We start from the raw sequence: 15,568 nt of genomic DNA on the forward strand, positions 1-15,568 counted from the left end.
TAAACTAACGTGATGAAATCATGTCTTGAGAGGAGATTTTTTAATGATCACAATGGATGATATTATTCGGGAAGGTCATCCCACTCTACGGGAAGTTGCCAAAGAAGTCCCGATCCCTCCAACTGCTGAAGATGTGGAGCTTGGAAAAGAGATGCTGCAATTTCTTAAAAATAGCCAAGATCCCGTTAAAGCAGAAGAATTAAACCTACGTGGCGGTGTCGGTTTAGCCGCGCCCCAATTAGATATTTCAAAACGGATCATTGCCGTTCATGTTCCAAGTGTCGATCCAGAAAAACCGGAAAATGGAATTAGCACCGTGATGTACAATCCCAAAATTTTGAGCCACTCTGTTCAAGAAGCCTGCTTAGGCGAGGGTGAAGGCTGTCTATCTGTTGACCGCGAAGTCCCTGGTTATGTTGTTCGTGCCGCACGTATTACTGTTTCTTATTTTGACGCAGAAGGCGAAAAACACAAGATTCGCTTGAAAAACTATAATGCGATCGTCGTCCAGCATGAAATCGATCATATCAACGGCATCATGTTCTACGACCACATCGATGAAAAAAATCCACTACACTTGAAAGATGGCGTTTTAGTTATCGAGTAGCGGCTAGTTCGTCTTACAGACAAAAACCGTCACGCTTAAGCGTGACGGTTTTCTTCATATAATATTCCTTTTTCCGATAACGCTTGTTTAATTTTTATTAAATCCTCCACTGTTTCATACGCAATGGTATGTAAATGGATGCCACCAGTCAGTTCAGACAAAAGTGTGACTTTTAAGTTTCCAGCCTTTTCTAGGAAGACATCGACGTCCTGCTGTGTGGTTAAGTGTAATCCACCGACTAGCTCGCCATACAAAGGATGTTCTACCACGACATCAATTACTTCTCCGCCGTGTTCAATAATCGTCCGCAGCTCTTTTTCAGTCTCTTCAGGGGCATGCTGTACTGCAATCTTGCTGATCATTTTTTCTGACTCACGGTCTAATAAATATCCTCGAGCAGTAGCAATGATATTCTCACCTGCTGCCCGTAACAAAGCCACATCGCCTACTACAATCTGACGACTCACCCCGAATTCTTTTGCAAAGCTGGTCGCACTAATTGGTTTTTCTGCTTGCTGCAGCGCTGCTAAAATCTCAGCTTTACGTTTATCGCCATCAATCATACTATTTCAACCGCCTTTCTTGATAGTTCCGCGATTGTTTCATAATATCCTTAAACGTCTCAACGATCGTCTCACGATAATTTTCATCCTTCACTAAATCTGCAACTTTTTCCAATACCGCTTCTTCTCGATTCGTATCTAAAACAGCTTTCTTCGTTTGTGCTTTATAAGCAGTAACATCGCTCACAGCGGTCATTCTTTTTTCTAGTAAGTCTACGATTTCTTGATCGATCTGATCGATTTTTTTCCGTGCCTGTGTCAGCGCGTCCTCGTTGTTTTCTTCTTCGATCGTCTTAATGATCCGAGCTGGATTTCCGCCAACCACAACATTGTCTGGAAATGATTTTGTCACAACCGCTCCGGCGGCTACCACGACGTTATCACCTAGAGTTACTCCAGGAACTACTACGACTGACCCGCCAATCCAGACGTTGTCTCCGATCGTAATCGGTTTTCCCAGCTCTTGTCCGCTATTGCGTTTTTTTGGCTCCAACGGATGACTCGCTGTATATAGTTGAACATTTGGACCAAACAAACAATTGTCTCCGATGGTAATTGGACAAATATCTAAGAAGACATTATGGAAATTACAATAGAAATTCTCTCCGACAAAAATGTTATACCCATAATCAAAGGAAATAGTCGGTTCAACATAGACGTGATTCTTAGTTCCGCCAAACGCTTCTTTTACAAACTCTTCCCGTTTTTCTTTATCTGTTTCCTGATTGATCGCACGTAATTTTTCTCGAGCATCTTTTCGATCTGCCACTAATTCGGCATCTCCTGCAAAATATAATTTTCCGGCGATCATTTTTTCCTTTTCAGTTAACTCCACGCATTTCCCTCCTACAACTTTTCAAATACTTCGACCCCGTTCGCTTGAACAAAACTATAACTCTCAGCTATGTGGATCGGTGTCTGATTGACTACCAGCACTTTCGCGTCCGTGCTTTTTTCATAAATTAAATCACAAAATGGATGAACTTGGAAGCTCGTTCCGACGATCACTATAAGATCAGCATTTCTAACGGCCATTACAGCTTGCTGGATAACGGATTCTTCAAATCCTTCCCCGTACAAAACAATGTTGGGGCGAATTTGACCACCGCAATCTTCATGACGGTCATTTTGCAAATAATCGGACCACTCCACCGATTGATAACATTTGCGACAGTAACAATCATAAAGGGAACCGTGAAAATTTACTAGATGTTGGCTTCCTGCTGATGCATGCAAACCGTCAATATTTTGTGAGACAACCCGCGTATCTTTCGTTTTTTCCAACTGCGCCATCGCCTGATGGATCACATTGGGTTTCGCTTCCTCATGGTATAAATGTTTAACAAACTCGTAAAATTTCTCGGGTTCACGATTTAGACAGTCGCTGCTCAACAAATATTCCGGGGCTTCAAGTCCGTGATACACACCCTGCAACGAACGATAATCTGGTACCCCAGAAGGAGTAGACACTCCAGCACCTGTCAAAAACGTAATTCTCTTGCTTTGGTTAATCATATTCACCGCTTGATCGATCGTGATTTCCATCTCTGTCACCTCATAAATCAGTATAGTATAATTCCGCGGTAAAATAAAAAGAGTTCCTCCAACTAAATAGCCGAAGGAATTCTTTTTTATAAACTTTTTAATTGCTCCAGAATCTTCTCAGTCGTCAAACCAAACTCTTCCTGTAAGAAGCTTGGCGTTCCAACTTGACCGAAGCGCTCATCCACACCGATTCGTGTTAATGGAACTGCCAGTCCTTTGTCTGCTAGAACTTCAGCAACAGCACTGCCTAATCCTCCTGTGATCGAGTGATTTTCGATTGTCACTACAGCTTTTTTCCCAACTATTCGTTCCACTAATAATGCTTTGTCCAATGGTTTGATGGTGAACATATCAATCACATCGACTGACATGCCTTCCTCTTCTAATGACGCCGCCACTTCTAATGCCTCTGAAACAAGCTGTCCGGCAGCAAGGATTAAATAATCTTGACCTTCGCGCAATAAATTACCTTTACCGATTTCAAAGGTTGACTCAGGTGCATAAATATTTTTTACACCTTTACGATTGCCACGAACGTAATGAACCCCGTTTAATTGTGCAAATGTTTTGATAATCCAATCCATCTGGACCTCATCTGCTGCATCACAGATCACGACCTCTGGGATCGAACGCAATAATGCGATATCTTCCCAAGTAGTGTGCGTTCCACCATTATGTCCCGCAGTGAATCCTGGATCAGAACCATAAATATTGAGTGTGTTTCCGCCATAAGCCCCGGAAAGATAGATTTGATCCAGCACCCGCCGTGTCGCAAATGGGCCAAAAGTATGAATGAATGGGGTATAACCAGTTAAACTCAGACCGGCGGCTACACCCACCATATTCGCCTCTGCGATCCCTACGTTAATGAAGCGCTCCGGAAAACTTTTAGCGATATCTGTCCATTTGCTGGCGCCGCCTAGGTCAGCATCTAAAGCAACGATTGTTTCATCATTTGTCATTGTTTCTTTTAATGCATCAACGACTGTCCCTCGTAATTCTTTTCCAACTTCATGATTGTCTGCCAAGGTAAACATCTTAGGCACGCCCCTTTCTTAATTCTGCTAGGGCTTCATCTGTTGCTTCTTGGACTGCTTCGTTAGCAAATTTCACTGAATGATTGGCATCCATTTCTTCAAAGAATTTCACACCTTGACCTTTGATAGTGTCTAAAACAATACAAACTGCTTGATCTGTCACTTTTTTACAGTTTTCAATCGCTTGATCAATTGCGACTAGGTCATCGCCTTTGGCTTTCTGTGTCAAAAATCCAAAAGCCCGCATTTTTTCTGCGATATCAAACGGATTCAAGATATCTTGTGTTAATCCATCTAATTGTTTCTTGTTTTCGTCAATGAACACGATACAGCGATTTAATTTGTTATGAGCAAGATATTGAAATGCTTCCCAACACTGCCCTTCATTTAATTCGCCATCGCCGACGATCAGGTATACATAGCTCTCACTGCCTTGCATCCGCAAACCTGTCGCGATCCCAGCTGCTAATGATGTTCCCTGCCCTAAGGAACCCGTCGTTGCATCCACTCCCGGAGTTTTTATGCGATCTGGATGTGACGGTAGCTTTGTGCCGCCGTCATTCAGCGTCCACAGCCACTCTTCAGGGAAAAATCCCACTGCTGATAGCGCACTGTACCAAGCTGGGCCTGCGTGTCCTTTCGATAATACTAAACGATCACGTTTTTCCCATTGTGGATTTTTTGGATCGTAAACCATTTGTTTGCCGTATAAAACCGCAAGCAAATCGGCGATAGAGAGTGAACCACCAATATGTCCAGCTCCGACTTTACGGATCGCTTCGATACTATTGATACGAATTTTTGCTGCTAGAGCTTCTAACTCTGTTACTAACTCTTTCTCCATTCACTGCCTCCTCTTATTCTGAAACGGCGCTAGCTTTTTTATTTTTGAAGAAGACTGTCAGTCCGATTAATACTGCTAACACAGCGACAATCCCTGAGATTACCGCTATCTGTCCACCAGCATTGGCTAGGTTACCTAAGAAGATTCCTACGACACCATAATCAGTGTCAGAGAATGTTGAGCCTTGGAAGCCTAGATCACCCATAACAGGCATCAGAAGAATCGGCATAAAGCTGATGATGACTCCGTGAACGAAAGAGCCGATGACTGCACCACGCAACCCACCTGTAGCATTCCCATATACACCAGCCGTTGCGCCGCAGAAAAAGTGAGGGACCACACCTGGAATAATAACTGTCGTTCCAGTAAGTACCATGATTACCAGACTAACAATTCCCCCTACAAAACTTGTCAAGAAACCAATCAATACCGCATTTGGAGCATAAGGAAAAACAATCGGACAATCCAATGCTGGAACTGAGTTTGGAACTAATTTTTCTGATATCCCTTTAAACGCTGGTACAATTTCCGCTAAAATCAAACGCACCCCAGCTAGGATGACAAATACTCCAGCAGCAAATGAACCTGCTTGTTGCAAGGAATAAATAATGTAGTTTGTGCCACCACTTAGATTTTCCGTGATAAAATCATTGCCTGCAAACAAGGCCACAATCACATAAACAACTGCCATGGTGATTGTGATACTGACCGTTGAATCACGTAGGAAAGAAAGTCCCTTTGGAAAGTTGATATCTTCTGTTGATTTTTCTTTATTGCCGACATATTTACCAATCAAGCCACTCAAGGCATAGCCAAAATTCCCCGTATGTCCTAACGCAACTGTATTATTTTTAGTGATTTGCTTCGTAAATGGCTGCGCAATCGCCGGAAAAATCGTATTGGCAATCCCTAATGCTAATCCTCCGAATAATACTAACGGCACTGTTCCCATCTTCGTTACGCTCAAGATTACACCGATCATACACGACATATACAAGGTCGCATGACCTGTTAAATAAATGTATTTAAACCGAGTAAAACGAGCGATCAAAATATTAAAGGCCATTCCAACTAACATGATAAGTGCTGTATACGTTCCATATTTTGTTAAGGCTAAGGCAACAATCGCTTCATTATTAGGCACGACACCTTGCATATTAAAGGCAGCTTGGAACATTTCACCAAATGGTGCTAATGAGCCTTCAACGACACCAGCTCCTGCTGTTACTACTAGGAAGCCGACAAATGTCTTGATCCCCCCTTTTACAATCGCAGCAGTATCTTTCTTCTGGAGAACATTCCCTAAAATCGCAATCAACGCAACTAATAGTGCCGGTGTACTGGCGATATCGATTAATATATCTAAAATCCCGTTCATTTGTATTCCCCCGTTTAGTTAATTATAGTAAGTTTTTTTCTTCGCAAATTGCCTGAACCTTTGTTTTAAGTTCATCCATATCAATAATACTGTCTAAGACGACAACCTCTCCAAGGTGTTGAGCACTATCTGCTAAATCGGTTCCAACAAAGAAGACATCCGCCAAATCTGGTGTCGCACTTCCCATATCGTAATGAGCCACTTCTACATCACTTACGCCTAATTCTTGTAAAACACTATTGATATTCATTTCCACCATAAAGCTTGATCCCAAGCCTGATCCACATACTGCTGCAAATTTCATTAGTTATTCTCTCCTCTAGCTAAAATAGTTGTGATTTCTTCTTTAGTTGTTGCCGCTAATAAATCGTCCAAGTTTTTCCGATTGGATAATAGTTTTGTTAGGCTGGATAACGCACGTAAATGGGCTTCATTATCGACTGCCGCTAGACAGACAAATAGTTGAATATCGTGCTTTTCATCATCTAGTAATAATACTGGTTTTTCTATCTTTAATAACGACATACCTAACGTCTTTACACCATCTTCTGGTCGGGCATGCGGCAGAGCGATTCCTTTACCGATATGGATAAAGGGACCATATTGTTTTACTTTATCGATCATTGCTTCCGAATAACGGTTCTCAATTTTTCGGCTATCTACCAAAGGCTGTGCCGCTAAACGAATGGCAGTTTCCCAATCAGCCACTTGATCACTGATTTGAATCATTTCGGGAGTAATAAGTTCTGTTAGCATTGGACGATTGTCCTCCTTTTGCTCAATTAAGCGGTTCATTTTTTTATTTAATACTTTGTACAATTTTTCATCCGTCACACCTTTCTTCAATTCAATATAAGGCGATAAAGCCTTAATAATCTCTTCGGCGCTCGGCATTGAAAAACCGGGAACGAGCAGCTCTTCCTGAACCTGATTGATTAATTGATTTTTTTCTAGTTGCGACATTAGTGGTTTAACGAGATAAACACGTTTCTTACTATCCAAGGGTATCGTTGAGAAAACCACATCATAGTTTTCTTCCGAGACACTTTGCAATTGATCTACCGAACTGGCTTCTTGAAAATGGATCGTTGAGAACATTTTTTTCAACTCAGTCTGTAAGATCAACGAAGAACTGATTCCACTTGGACAAACGATCATCGCTCGTACTTCCTTTTCTACCGCTTCAGCTTTTTGATTTGTGATAGCGCCACCAAATAAAATTGAAAAGAACCCGACTTCTTCAATGGGAATTTTCTGTCCCACAACTTTCTCTAGCGGATCCAAAGCCTTTTTCGTAAATTCAAAAATTTCTGGATAGTCCATTTGGATATTTTCAATCAAGACATTTGGCAGGTAAAACCTAAAACGAATACGGAAATAGGCGGGGACAAGATGATAGAATACATTCATCAATAATTCGCGGAAACTTGAAAATTGGATCGCCGAATAATTCTCCATTTGATGAATAATCTCGGCTGAACAACTCAATAAGAAATCCAATTGCAGATCACGAATCTCTCCTTGTACAATCGTCATCAACACGATTGTCATATAGCCTATTTCATGTGAACTGCTTCCATTAAAAAAGATTTGAAAGAATTTTTCGCTCGCTTGATAGACCGTCAATGATTGTAAAATATTCAGATCGGTTAATTTTGTTAATCGTTCTTCGTGAATTCGTTTGTAAGATAGTCCAATCAGTAAACTGACTTCATCGATCCTGCTGGGGACAATCGTCAGTCCCAACGTATTTGTCTGCTCTTGAATAACATCCCGGATCTGCGCATATAACGTTAGATCATATTGATTTAACCAATAGAACAAACCAAACTTGCCAATCGAATCTTGCACTAAGAGCGCGACAAAATTCTGTGCGATTCGCCGAATTTCCAGCTCATCACCAGAAAGATAAAATCCACCCTTCCTAGAATAGACCAATTCGACTTTTTGTGAGCTTAAATAGGTGCGCAGTTTTTTTACATCGGCGATCGCCGTTCCTTTTGAGATTTCCAAAAAATCTTGGAAATGAAAGAGTGACAATTCTTCAAAAGCGGAATAACTGAGTAAATAAATCAATGCCTGTCGTTGCTCTTCAGAGTAAATAAAATAGTCTTTTGTTTCATTCACAAGTTTTCGCGTCCACTGCTCAATCGATATCGGAGCAATGAACACCCGATGTTCTTCAGTGTCAACAGTTGTCTCTACAACCAAGTCCAATTCTGCTAATTGAGTCGCGAGCTCTTTCGCAGATAACCCAGTTTGTTGTGTCGCTTCTTTTAATGTTACGTAACAATTATGATTGTTGGATAGGAGATAGCTCATCTTGTAATTCACTTTCTCCTCACCTCCTGACTAAAGTATAGGATGTAACCGTTTTATTTTCGATCATTCTTCAGTACAATTTACGTTGTAAAAATGCAAACGATTGTACCGAAGTCATTTTTTTGTTGTATTCGTGGTAATACTTTATCGTATCATTTCTATTTCATTATTTCAGTTGAATTCTGTTTGTCGGTATGAAAAAAAGCTGCTGTTTTATTGAATAACGAACGAATTTATGCTTTTTTTGTCTTTTTGACAAATCATTCCCTATATTTTAATAAGTTCAAACATTTTTTTGTTCGTTCCAAATGATTTCCATTGACTTTTTCATTTCTAGCCTTTAGACTGTGAAACATAATAACTGAATACGAGATGCCTCAGAACAATGAGGTAGAGGTCGCGAACCTTATTAACCCTATGGAGTGTAGAGACACGTTGAAATAGGTCTAGGAAGTTTCGCCGAAATGTACAAAATTCTCTTTATTTTGTATGTTGGGACGCAAGCGAATAACTTGCGGACTGTCTTAGCAGTGATGCTAAGTTGCGCTATGTTTTTGTGAGAGGGAACATCATCTTCTTATTATCTGCAAGCGGCCTTATCGACAAATCGGCGGCTTTTTTTGTTGCAGATTTTCAAAGACAGCCCTACCCAATCTCGTGATTTCAAGAAAGGGAGAAATTATGAATAGAAGAAAATTTTCAGTTATCGCACTTATTGCATTGTTCATTTCGTTTTTAGGAGCGCCGTTACTTACACATGCAGATAGCAAAACACCTGAAGGAGAGTTACGCGTTGGTATGGAAGCCGGCTATGCGCCTTTCAACTGGACACAAAAAGATGATCGGAATGGCGCCGTACAGATTCAAGGCGACCAAGCCTACGCTGGCGGCTATGACGTACAAATGGCGAAAAAAATCGCAGCTAAAATGAATCGTAAATTAGTTATTGTCAAAACTGAATGGGATGGTCTCTTGCCCGCCCTTCAATCAGGAAAAATCGACGCAATCATCGCCGGCATGTCGCCAACGGCTGAACGCCGTAAAGAAGTCGACTTTTCAGACCCTTATTACGAATCCCAGTTAGTTATCGTCACACGCAAAGACACAAAATATGCCAAAGCCACGTCAATCAAAGATTTTGCAGGTGCGAAAATCACTGCTCAGCTAAGCACATTCCACTATGATGTCATTCCTCAGATTCCTGACGTGAACAAACAGGAAGCCATGGATAATTTCCCCGCTATGCGTGTCGCGTTGGAATCAGGAACAATCGATGGATATGTCAGTGAACGTCCTGAAGGGGTCACTGCTGAAAGTGTCAATCCAGATCTAAAAATGGTGGAATTTGACAAAGCGAATGGTTTCCAAACAAATCCTGAAGATGTTCAAGTATCAGTGGGGATGCGCAAAGGTGACTCCGATATGACTCAGGTTAATCAGATTCTATCAAGCATTTCGCAGGATGAACGAGTACAAATTATGGATCAGGCTATCAAAGATCAGCCTGCTACCGATGAAACACAAAACGACTCTGGAAAAAAAGAAAATGTATTTGTTCGTATCTTAAAACAAAACGGATCGATGTTTTTACGTGGAACAGGAATGACCTTGCTACTTGCGATTGTGGGTACAACCGTCGGTACTTTGATTGGTTTACTAATCGGAGTCTTCCGAACAATTCCTGAATCAGACAACTCCGCAAAACGCGGATTGCAGAAAGTTTTCGGCTGGCTACTAAACGCCTATATCGAAATTTTCCGTGGCACACCAATGATCGTTCAATCAGCCGTAATCTACTACGGAATCGCCATGGCCTTCGGAATTGACTTAAATCGGACCGCGGCAGCTTTATTCATTGTTTCGATTAACACCGGTGCTTACATGTCAGAAATCGTTCGTGGCGGAATCTATGCTGTTGATCAAGGACAGTTTGAAGCGGCACATGCTATCGGGATGACTCATGGACAAACGATGCGCAAAGTAGTCTTACCTCAGGTACTACGAAATATTTTACCAGCGACAGGGAATGAGTTGGTTATCAACATCAAAGATACCTCTGTTTTAAGTATTATTTCTGTTTCCGAATTGTTCTTCCAAGGGAAATCAGCTGCTGGAACGAACTACATGTTCTTCCAGACCTACTTCATCATTTGTGTGATTTACTTCGTATTAACCTTTACAGCGACTCGAATTTTACGAGTAGTTGAGAAGAAAATGGACGGCCCTTCTGCTTATGTCCGTTTAGATGATGTTGATGTAGCCGTTGGCGAAGATAAATAGTTTAAAGGAGGATCATTATGAGTAGTATCATTGAAATCGAACATTTGAAAAAAAGCTTCGGCGATAATCTCGTCTTAAAAGATATCAGTATGAATGTCAACAAAGGAGAAGTCGTAACAATTATCGGCGCATCTGGTTCAGGGAAATCGACCTTCCTGCGTTGCATTAATTTATTAGAAACACCTACAGATGGGAAAATTGTCTACCAAGGAGAGAATGTCTTAGCTCCTGGTTACAACCTTCCAAAATACCGAACGCATCTAGGGATGGTTTTCCAATCCTTTAATCTTTTTAATAATATGAACGTGTTGCAAAATTGTATGAGCGGTCAAGTGACTGTTCTAGGCCGTAAAGAAGAGGAAGCCAAAAAAATTGCCCTGGAAAACTTAGAAAAAGTGGGTATGGATCGGTTTATCGATGCAAAACCTGCGCAATTATCCGGCGGACAAAAACAACGGGTGGCGATTGCTCGCGCCTTGTCAATGAATCCCGAGGTAATGTTGTTCGACGAGCCAACCTCGGCTCTTGATCCAGAAATGGTCGGTGACGTTTTACAGATCATGAAAAAATTAGCAGAGAGTGGTTTGACGATGGTTATCGTTACCCATGAGATGGCCTTTGCCAAAGAAGTTTCTGATCGAGTCATCTTTATGGATCAGGGAGTGATCGCTGAACAAGGAGCTCCCGAAGACATTTTCGGCAATCCGAAAGAAGCGCGTACCAAAGAATTCTTGCATCGCGTCTTACATCCACAAGTATAAAAAATCGCGACAGAAGGTTTCAGCTTCTGTCGCGATTTCTTTGTCTAAACAACTTCTGATAGTATTCATCTGCCTTGCGATAGGAAACAATCCAAATTCCAGAAACTAGAAAACGGCCAAAGATCCCAATTGGCGGAAAAATAAAAACACCTGCTAAAACAGCCAAATTGATCACCATTGATAATTTGCTCCGCTGATCCCGCTTTAAAACGATCGCCACATGACTGTTAGGATCATTCGCTTGAATCAATTGCCTCGAAAGAACGCCATAGGAAAAGCTCCACATCGTGAAGACCGCAACATATGAAAACTCCGGCCAAAAATGGTCAGGATTGCGCCCCACCCAGCTCGTGACGGCCGGGCACAAAGTTAGCCAAAATAACCAAAAAATATTTGCCCAAATCACCCGATAATTAATTTTTTCAGCCATCTGCATCATACGATGATGATTCACCCAAATCACTGCAACAAAAATAAAGCTAACAATATAAGCAAATAATATATTCGTAATACTTAGTAATGAGGTCAGTGATGGCGCGTCAGGTATTTGAATATTTAATACAAGAACCGTCAGAACAATCGCGACTACCCCATCAGTAAATGCTTCTAAACGTGATTTAGTCATTTTTTTCACCTTCTTTCTTAGAATAGCATGATAATTGTTTTTCCCTATATAATTTTACTCACTTTTTACTGGTTAATAACTGACAGGTTTATGTAAATAAAGTACAATATAGTAGAAATATGCTTAAAAAAATTCAGATTAATGGCCTAATTTAATGAAGGAGGAAAACAGATGTTATACGAGGAACTTATGTTTGATGCGTCGCTCCTCTTACGTTTTAATATCTTTAAATACTTAAACCAATCTACCAAAAAAGTTCTAGCAATCAGTCAATTGTCAGAAGATTTAGATTTAAACTACCAACAAAGTGTCATTGAGTTAAATGAAATAGACCAAGAGTTGGCAGAAATTCGTCCGAACCATGAAACCATCATGATGCGTGCAGGTAAGGTTAACCTAGAAAATCTCAACGCGACCGTTGATGAATATCGTTACCACCTATTGCAGCAGGCTGTACCGTTCCAGTTCATGCTATACTTTTTAAATGAAGAAAATCCAACAATTGAACAATTTTGTGAAAAATATTTTGTGAGTCGTTCCACAGTTTCCCGTAAGATTGATCGGCTTAAAAAGCATTTGAAACGCTTCAATATTCGCTTTACATATACAGAAGCCGGTATGTCCGGCGACGAACGTTTAATCCGTTTGGCTCTATTTGATTTGTTATGGCTGGGAACCCGCGGAATCGAATGTCCACTTAATGTCGACCAGCATCAGTTGAATCAAATCGTCGACACGTACAAAGATTATTTCCCGTTATCACGAACATACTTTGGGACCCAAGAGATCAAGTTGTTCACCAGTATTAACATGATCCGCGTCAATAATAAAAAATTCGTTAAATACGATCCACGTTACAATTTCCTAATGAAGGACAATCCTTATTACGATTTTACTTCATTACGTGACTTAGTGGATGTTCCGATGACTACTCGTCAATTGAAGGGTGAATCTAGTTTTATTTATTTCTTAGCTCACTATTCACCATTCTACACGATCCGTGACGATCAAAGCATGAAGCAAACAATCCATGATTTTGATGCGCGACCAAATCCAGTCAATGATTTTGTTACAGAGTTCCGCAACTTTTCTAAAAAGGCTTTATTTCCTGATCGTCCGGAGATAATGGATGATCCGTTAGTTGTTGCAAATATGCTGAACATTACCTTTGGCTACTTCATTTTCCGTCAACCCTTCCCAAGCATGATTGAATTGGTGATGGATCCAAATGAAAAACAAACAAGAGGCGAATATATTTTATTCCAAAACATCCAAAACTTTATGCAAATGGCAAAAGACAATCCGTCATACGGCTTTATCAGCTCTGTTCATCCAATGATTACCCGAGCATTCAAGCGATTGTTATTACCATACTTTAATCAATTTCCATATGCCCATAATTTAATGGTTGGAATTGCTTTAGAGCACAATGCCATCTTTGTTCGTGACTTGTATCGTTTCTTGGAAGATTTGCGTTTCATCGATGCAGAGCCATATGACGTATCCTTGAAGGATGATTATGATTTGATCATCAGCTCGTCTTCACTGCTGAAAAAAGAAAAACCAAATATCCAATTGTATCAATTGGACTTCCCATATACAAAGAACGAACTCGTTCCGCTATATTTGGAACTTCGTAATATTTACGATAAGAAAAATCGTGTGTATGAATAAAAAATGATCGAAGCCTTTTGCTTCGGTCATTTTTTTATTCAAGGTGATGTTTTCAGCAATCAAAATCATGCAGTATTATTAAGTTATTAGGAATTTGTATTTAAACTATTTTGAATTGATTTATATAAAAGAACGGTCTTTTCCAAGAGAAAAGTAAATGTTTTTGTGTTTATAATTATCAATGAGCTTTATTTTTTATAAAATTAATGGTTTCGCTAGTCTTTCATCACAATTTTTTCATAACTCGTTGCTATTATATAAGCATACCAACAAACAACCCTAACACTTTTTCATTTTTTAACTCCTTTGCTCATCGGCCACCCACCGATGAGCTCCTTTTTTTGTCAAAGAGTAAGCCATATTTATTTGTCAAGTTATTTATGTTCCAGTTTCTTTATGGAATTTTTAATTTTCGAACAAGCATCGTTCACACTTTTTTCACAACTCCTTGCTATTATAAATGTATACCAACAAACAACCCTAACACTTTTTCATTTTTTAACTCCTTTGCTCATCGGCCACCCACCGGTGAGCTCCTTTTTTTTGTAAGCTTTAAAATATTTATTTACAACTTAATAAATTAAATGATGTAGTAAAAATAGTAACAGCTCGCTAGCTTTTTTTTGACTTACTTTTTTTAATGTTACGCCAAGCTTCGTTCACAAATAATTCACAACTCGTTGCTATTATATAAGCATACCAACAAACAACCCTAACACTTTTTCATTTTTTAACTCCTTTGCTCATCGGCCACCCACCGATGAGCTCTTTTTTTGTCAGCTCTATTACTTGTTTCAGCAGTTTACGAGAATGATAGACCTGTCGAAGAAAAAATGCTTTTAGACTGTTCTTTTATCTAAATCCATCTAACTTCGTTTTTTAGCAGATTAGTAGAAGCTTGGAAATGAATTTATTAAGCAAACTATTTAATCGACTTTTTTTCGACCTACTTTTTTTACTTTTATGCCAAGCTTCATTCATAAATAATTCACAACTCGTTGCTATTATATAAGCATACCAACAAACAACCCTAACACTTTTTCATTTTTTAACTCCTTTTGCTCGTCGGCTACCCACCGATGAGCTCTTTTTTTTGTGTTTTTGAAAAATGAGTTCCGCTGTGCTAACTGTCACTGGGGTTTTCCACACATAATAGAATCAAACAAAAAAGCGCCCGATTTTCGGTACGCTCCTTATTTTGGTATTCTCTTTAGACCTCCAGCATTTTTTCAGCGATCTTGGCCTCTGAGCCGACAATATTGATCAGGCGATCATAGATTTGTCCATCTTTCAAGAAGATGACATCCTTCGCTGCTTGAGCAACCTTGCTATCATGAGTAATCATGACAATCGTGATCCCTAATTCTCGATTGATACGCTGAAAAATATTGATTACTTCTGCGCCAGCATTGCTGTCTAAGTTCCCAGTGGGTTCATCTGCTAAAATGATCTCCGGTTCATTCATCAGCGCTCGGCAAATCGCCGCTCGCTGCTTCTCCCCAACAGACAATTCATTCGGCAATTTATCCAATAAATGCTCAATTCGCAATACTTGGAAAAATTGTACCATCCGTTCCTCTGATTTTGTCGTATCTTGTTTATCCAGAATTGCCGGTAATAGAATATTTTCCCGTACAGTAATACTCTCCATCAAGTTGAAATCTTGAAAGACAAAACCGATTTTCCGCCTGCGAATATCAGAGATCTCATCTGGAAAAAGTTCAGAAGTTAATCGTTCTTTAAAGAAAACATCCCCTTCAGTTGGTGGATGCATGAGGCCAAGAATTTTCAGTAGGGTCGTCTTTCCGCAACCCGAGCGACCCATAATACAAGTAAAATCGCCTGCTTCTACCTGTAAATCAATGCCCTTCAATACTTCCTGCTGCCCGTAATTTTTTGTAATGCTCGTGACTTTGATGATCGGCTCCATTT

The 15,568-nt window shown here is 40.1% G+C and carries 14 protein-coding genes and 1 riboswitch; of the genes, 4 read left to right on the forward strand and 10 right to left on the reverse strand.

The window, feature by feature from the left end:
• The first annotated feature begins 43 nt into the window (after window positions 1–43).
• Entirely contained in the window at window positions 44–607 is a 564-nt protein-coding gene (gene def, locus AC4J95_RS00855) for a peptide deformylase (RefSeq protein WP_316401991.1), read from the forward strand.
• 35 nt (window positions 608–642) lie between these two features.
• Here def and AC4J95_RS00860 read toward each other — a convergent pair whose 3' ends face one another.
• From AC4J95_RS00860 to AC4J95_RS00895, 8 genes are all read right to left on the reverse strand, one after another.
• Window positions 643–1,170, reverse strand: coding sequence for a transcription repressor NadR (locus AC4J95_RS00860; protein WP_494548221.1), 528 nt, complete (start codon window positions 1,168–1,170; stop codon window positions 643–645).
• Window position 1,171: 1 nt separating this feature from the next.
• Window positions 1,172–2,005 (reverse strand): chorismate mutase, encoded by an 834-nt coding sequence (locus AC4J95_RS00865; protein WP_494548222.1) that lies wholly within the window; start codon window positions 2,003–2,005, stop codon window positions 1,172–1,174.
• An 11-nt stretch (window positions 2,006–2,016) separates the two neighbouring features.
• Window positions 2,017–2,715 carry an NAD-dependent protein deacylase gene (locus AC4J95_RS00870; protein ID WP_494548223.1) on the reverse strand — a complete coding sequence of 233 codons (699 nt, stop codon included), beginning with the start codon at window positions 2,713–2,715 and terminating at the stop codon, window positions 2,017–2,019.
• An 86-nt stretch (window positions 2,716–2,801) separates the two neighbouring features.
• Entirely contained in the window at window positions 2,802–3,752 is a 951-nt protein-coding gene (locus AC4J95_RS00875; protein ID WP_494548224.1) for a transketolase family protein, read from the reverse strand.
• Window position 3,753: 1 nt separating this feature from the next.
• Window positions 3,754–4,596, reverse strand: a complete 843-nt coding sequence (locus AC4J95_RS00880; RefSeq protein ID WP_494548225.1) for a transketolase — start codon at window positions 4,594–4,596, stop codon at window positions 3,754–3,756.
• A gap of 13 nt (window positions 4,597–4,609) precedes the next feature.
• Window positions 4,610–5,974, reverse strand: coding sequence for a PTS ascorbate transporter subunit IIC (ulaA, locus tag AC4J95_RS00885; RefSeq protein ID WP_316401997.1), 1,365 nt, complete (start codon window positions 5,972–5,974; stop codon window positions 4,610–4,612).
• 22 nt (window positions 5,975–5,996) lie between these two features.
• Window positions 5,997–6,278, reverse strand: coding sequence for a PTS sugar transporter subunit IIB (locus AC4J95_RS00890; RefSeq protein ID WP_316401998.1), 282 nt, complete (start codon window positions 6,276–6,278; stop codon window positions 5,997–5,999).
• A complete protein-coding gene (locus AC4J95_RS00895) occupies window positions 6,278–8,308 on the reverse strand; it encodes a BglG family transcription antiterminator (protein ID WP_494548226.1) in 2,031 nt (676 codons plus the stop codon). The genes AC4J95_RS00890 and AC4J95_RS00895 overlap by 1 nt, the downstream gene beginning before the upstream one ends.
• Before the next feature lie 371 nt (window positions 8,309–8,679).
• A riboswitch (Lysine riboswitch) is annotated at window positions 8,680–8,853 on the forward strand.
• A gap of 124 nt (window positions 8,854–8,977) precedes the next feature.
• Here AC4J95_RS00895 and AC4J95_RS00900 point away from each other — a divergent pair.
• Both AC4J95_RS00900 and AC4J95_RS00905 read left to right on the forward strand, forming a co-directional pair.
• Entirely contained in the window at window positions 8,978–10,576 is a 1,599-nt protein-coding gene (locus AC4J95_RS00900) for an ABC transporter permease subunit (protein WP_494548227.1), read from the forward strand.
• 17 nt (window positions 10,577–10,593) lie between these two features.
• A complete protein-coding gene (locus tag AC4J95_RS00905; protein WP_316402001.1) occupies window positions 10,594–11,337 on the forward strand; it encodes an amino acid ABC transporter ATP-binding protein in 744 nt (247 codons plus the stop codon).
• Between the two features lie 19 nt (window positions 11,338–11,356).
• On the opposite strand, the gene AC4J95_RS00910 is transcribed toward AC4J95_RS00905, so the two are convergent.
• On the reverse strand, window positions 11,357–11,962 hold the full coding sequence (locus tag AC4J95_RS00910; protein WP_316402002.1) for a TMEM175 family protein: 606 nt from the start codon (window positions 11,960–11,962) through the stop codon (window positions 11,357–11,359).
• A 171-nt stretch (window positions 11,963–12,133) separates the two neighbouring features.
• On the opposite strand from AC4J95_RS00910, the gene AC4J95_RS00915 reads away from it, so the two are divergent.
• Window positions 12,134–13,636 (forward strand): helix-turn-helix domain-containing protein, encoded by a 1,503-nt coding sequence (locus AC4J95_RS00915; RefSeq protein WP_494548228.1) that lies wholly within the window; start codon window positions 12,134–12,136, stop codon window positions 13,634–13,636.
• Between the two features lie 1,210 nt (window positions 13,637–14,846).
• On the opposite strand, the gene AC4J95_RS00920 is transcribed toward AC4J95_RS00915, so the two are convergent.
• Window positions 14,847–15,566 (reverse strand): ABC transporter ATP-binding protein, encoded by a 720-nt coding sequence (locus AC4J95_RS00920; protein ID WP_494548229.1) that lies wholly within the window; start codon window positions 15,564–15,566, stop codon window positions 14,847–14,849.
• Window positions 15,567–15,568 lie beyond the last annotated feature (2 nt).

Source organism: Enterococcus sp. GPZ-007, assembly GCF_059374735.1.

What these genes read in the sequence shown, in the direction of transcription:
- def (WP_316401991.1), top strand. Translation starts at nt 44, where the DNA reads ATGATCACAATGGATGATATTATTCGGGAAGGTCATCCCACTCTACGG.
- AC4J95_RS00860 (WP_494548221.1), bottom strand. Translation starts at nt 1,170, where the DNA reads ATGATTGATGGCGATAAACGTAAAGCTGAGATTTTAGCAGCGCTGCAG.
- AC4J95_RS00870 (WP_494548223.1), bottom strand. Translation starts at nt 2,715, where the DNA reads ATGGAAATCACGATCGATCAAGCGGTGAATATGATTAACCAAAGCAAG.
- AC4J95_RS00875 (WP_494548224.1), bottom strand. Translation starts at nt 3,752, where the DNA reads ATGTTTACCTTGGCAGACAATCATGAAGTTGGAAAAGAATTACGAGGG.
- AC4J95_RS00880 (WP_494548225.1), bottom strand. Translation starts at nt 4,596, where the DNA reads ATGGAGAAAGAGTTAGTAACAGAGTTAGAAGCTCTAGCAGCAAAAATT.
- ulaA (WP_316401997.1), bottom strand. Translation starts at nt 5,974, where the DNA reads ATGAACGGGATTTTAGATATATTAATCGATATCGCCAGTACACCGGCA.
- AC4J95_RS00890 (WP_316401998.1), bottom strand. Translation starts at nt 6,278, where the DNA reads ATGAAATTTGCAGCAGTATGTGGATCAGGCTTGGGATCAAGCTTTATG.
- AC4J95_RS00900 (WP_494548227.1), top strand. Translation starts at nt 8,978, where the DNA reads ATGAATAGAAGAAAATTTTCAGTTATCGCACTTATTGCATTGTTCATT.
- AC4J95_RS00905 (WP_316402001.1), top strand. Translation starts at nt 10,594, where the DNA reads ATGAGTAGTATCATTGAAATCGAACATTTGAAAAAAAGCTTCGGCGAT.
- AC4J95_RS00910 (WP_316402002.1), bottom strand. Translation starts at nt 11,962, where the DNA reads ATGACTAAATCACGTTTAGAAGCATTTACTGATGGGGTAGTCGCGATT.
- AC4J95_RS00915 (WP_494548228.1), top strand. Translation starts at nt 12,134, where the DNA reads ATGTTATACGAGGAACTTATGTTTGATGCGTCGCTCCTCTTACGTTTT.
- AC4J95_RS00920 (WP_494548229.1), bottom strand. Translation starts at nt 15,566, where the DNA reads ATGGAGCCGATCATCAAAGTCACGAGCATTACAAAAAATTACGGGCAG.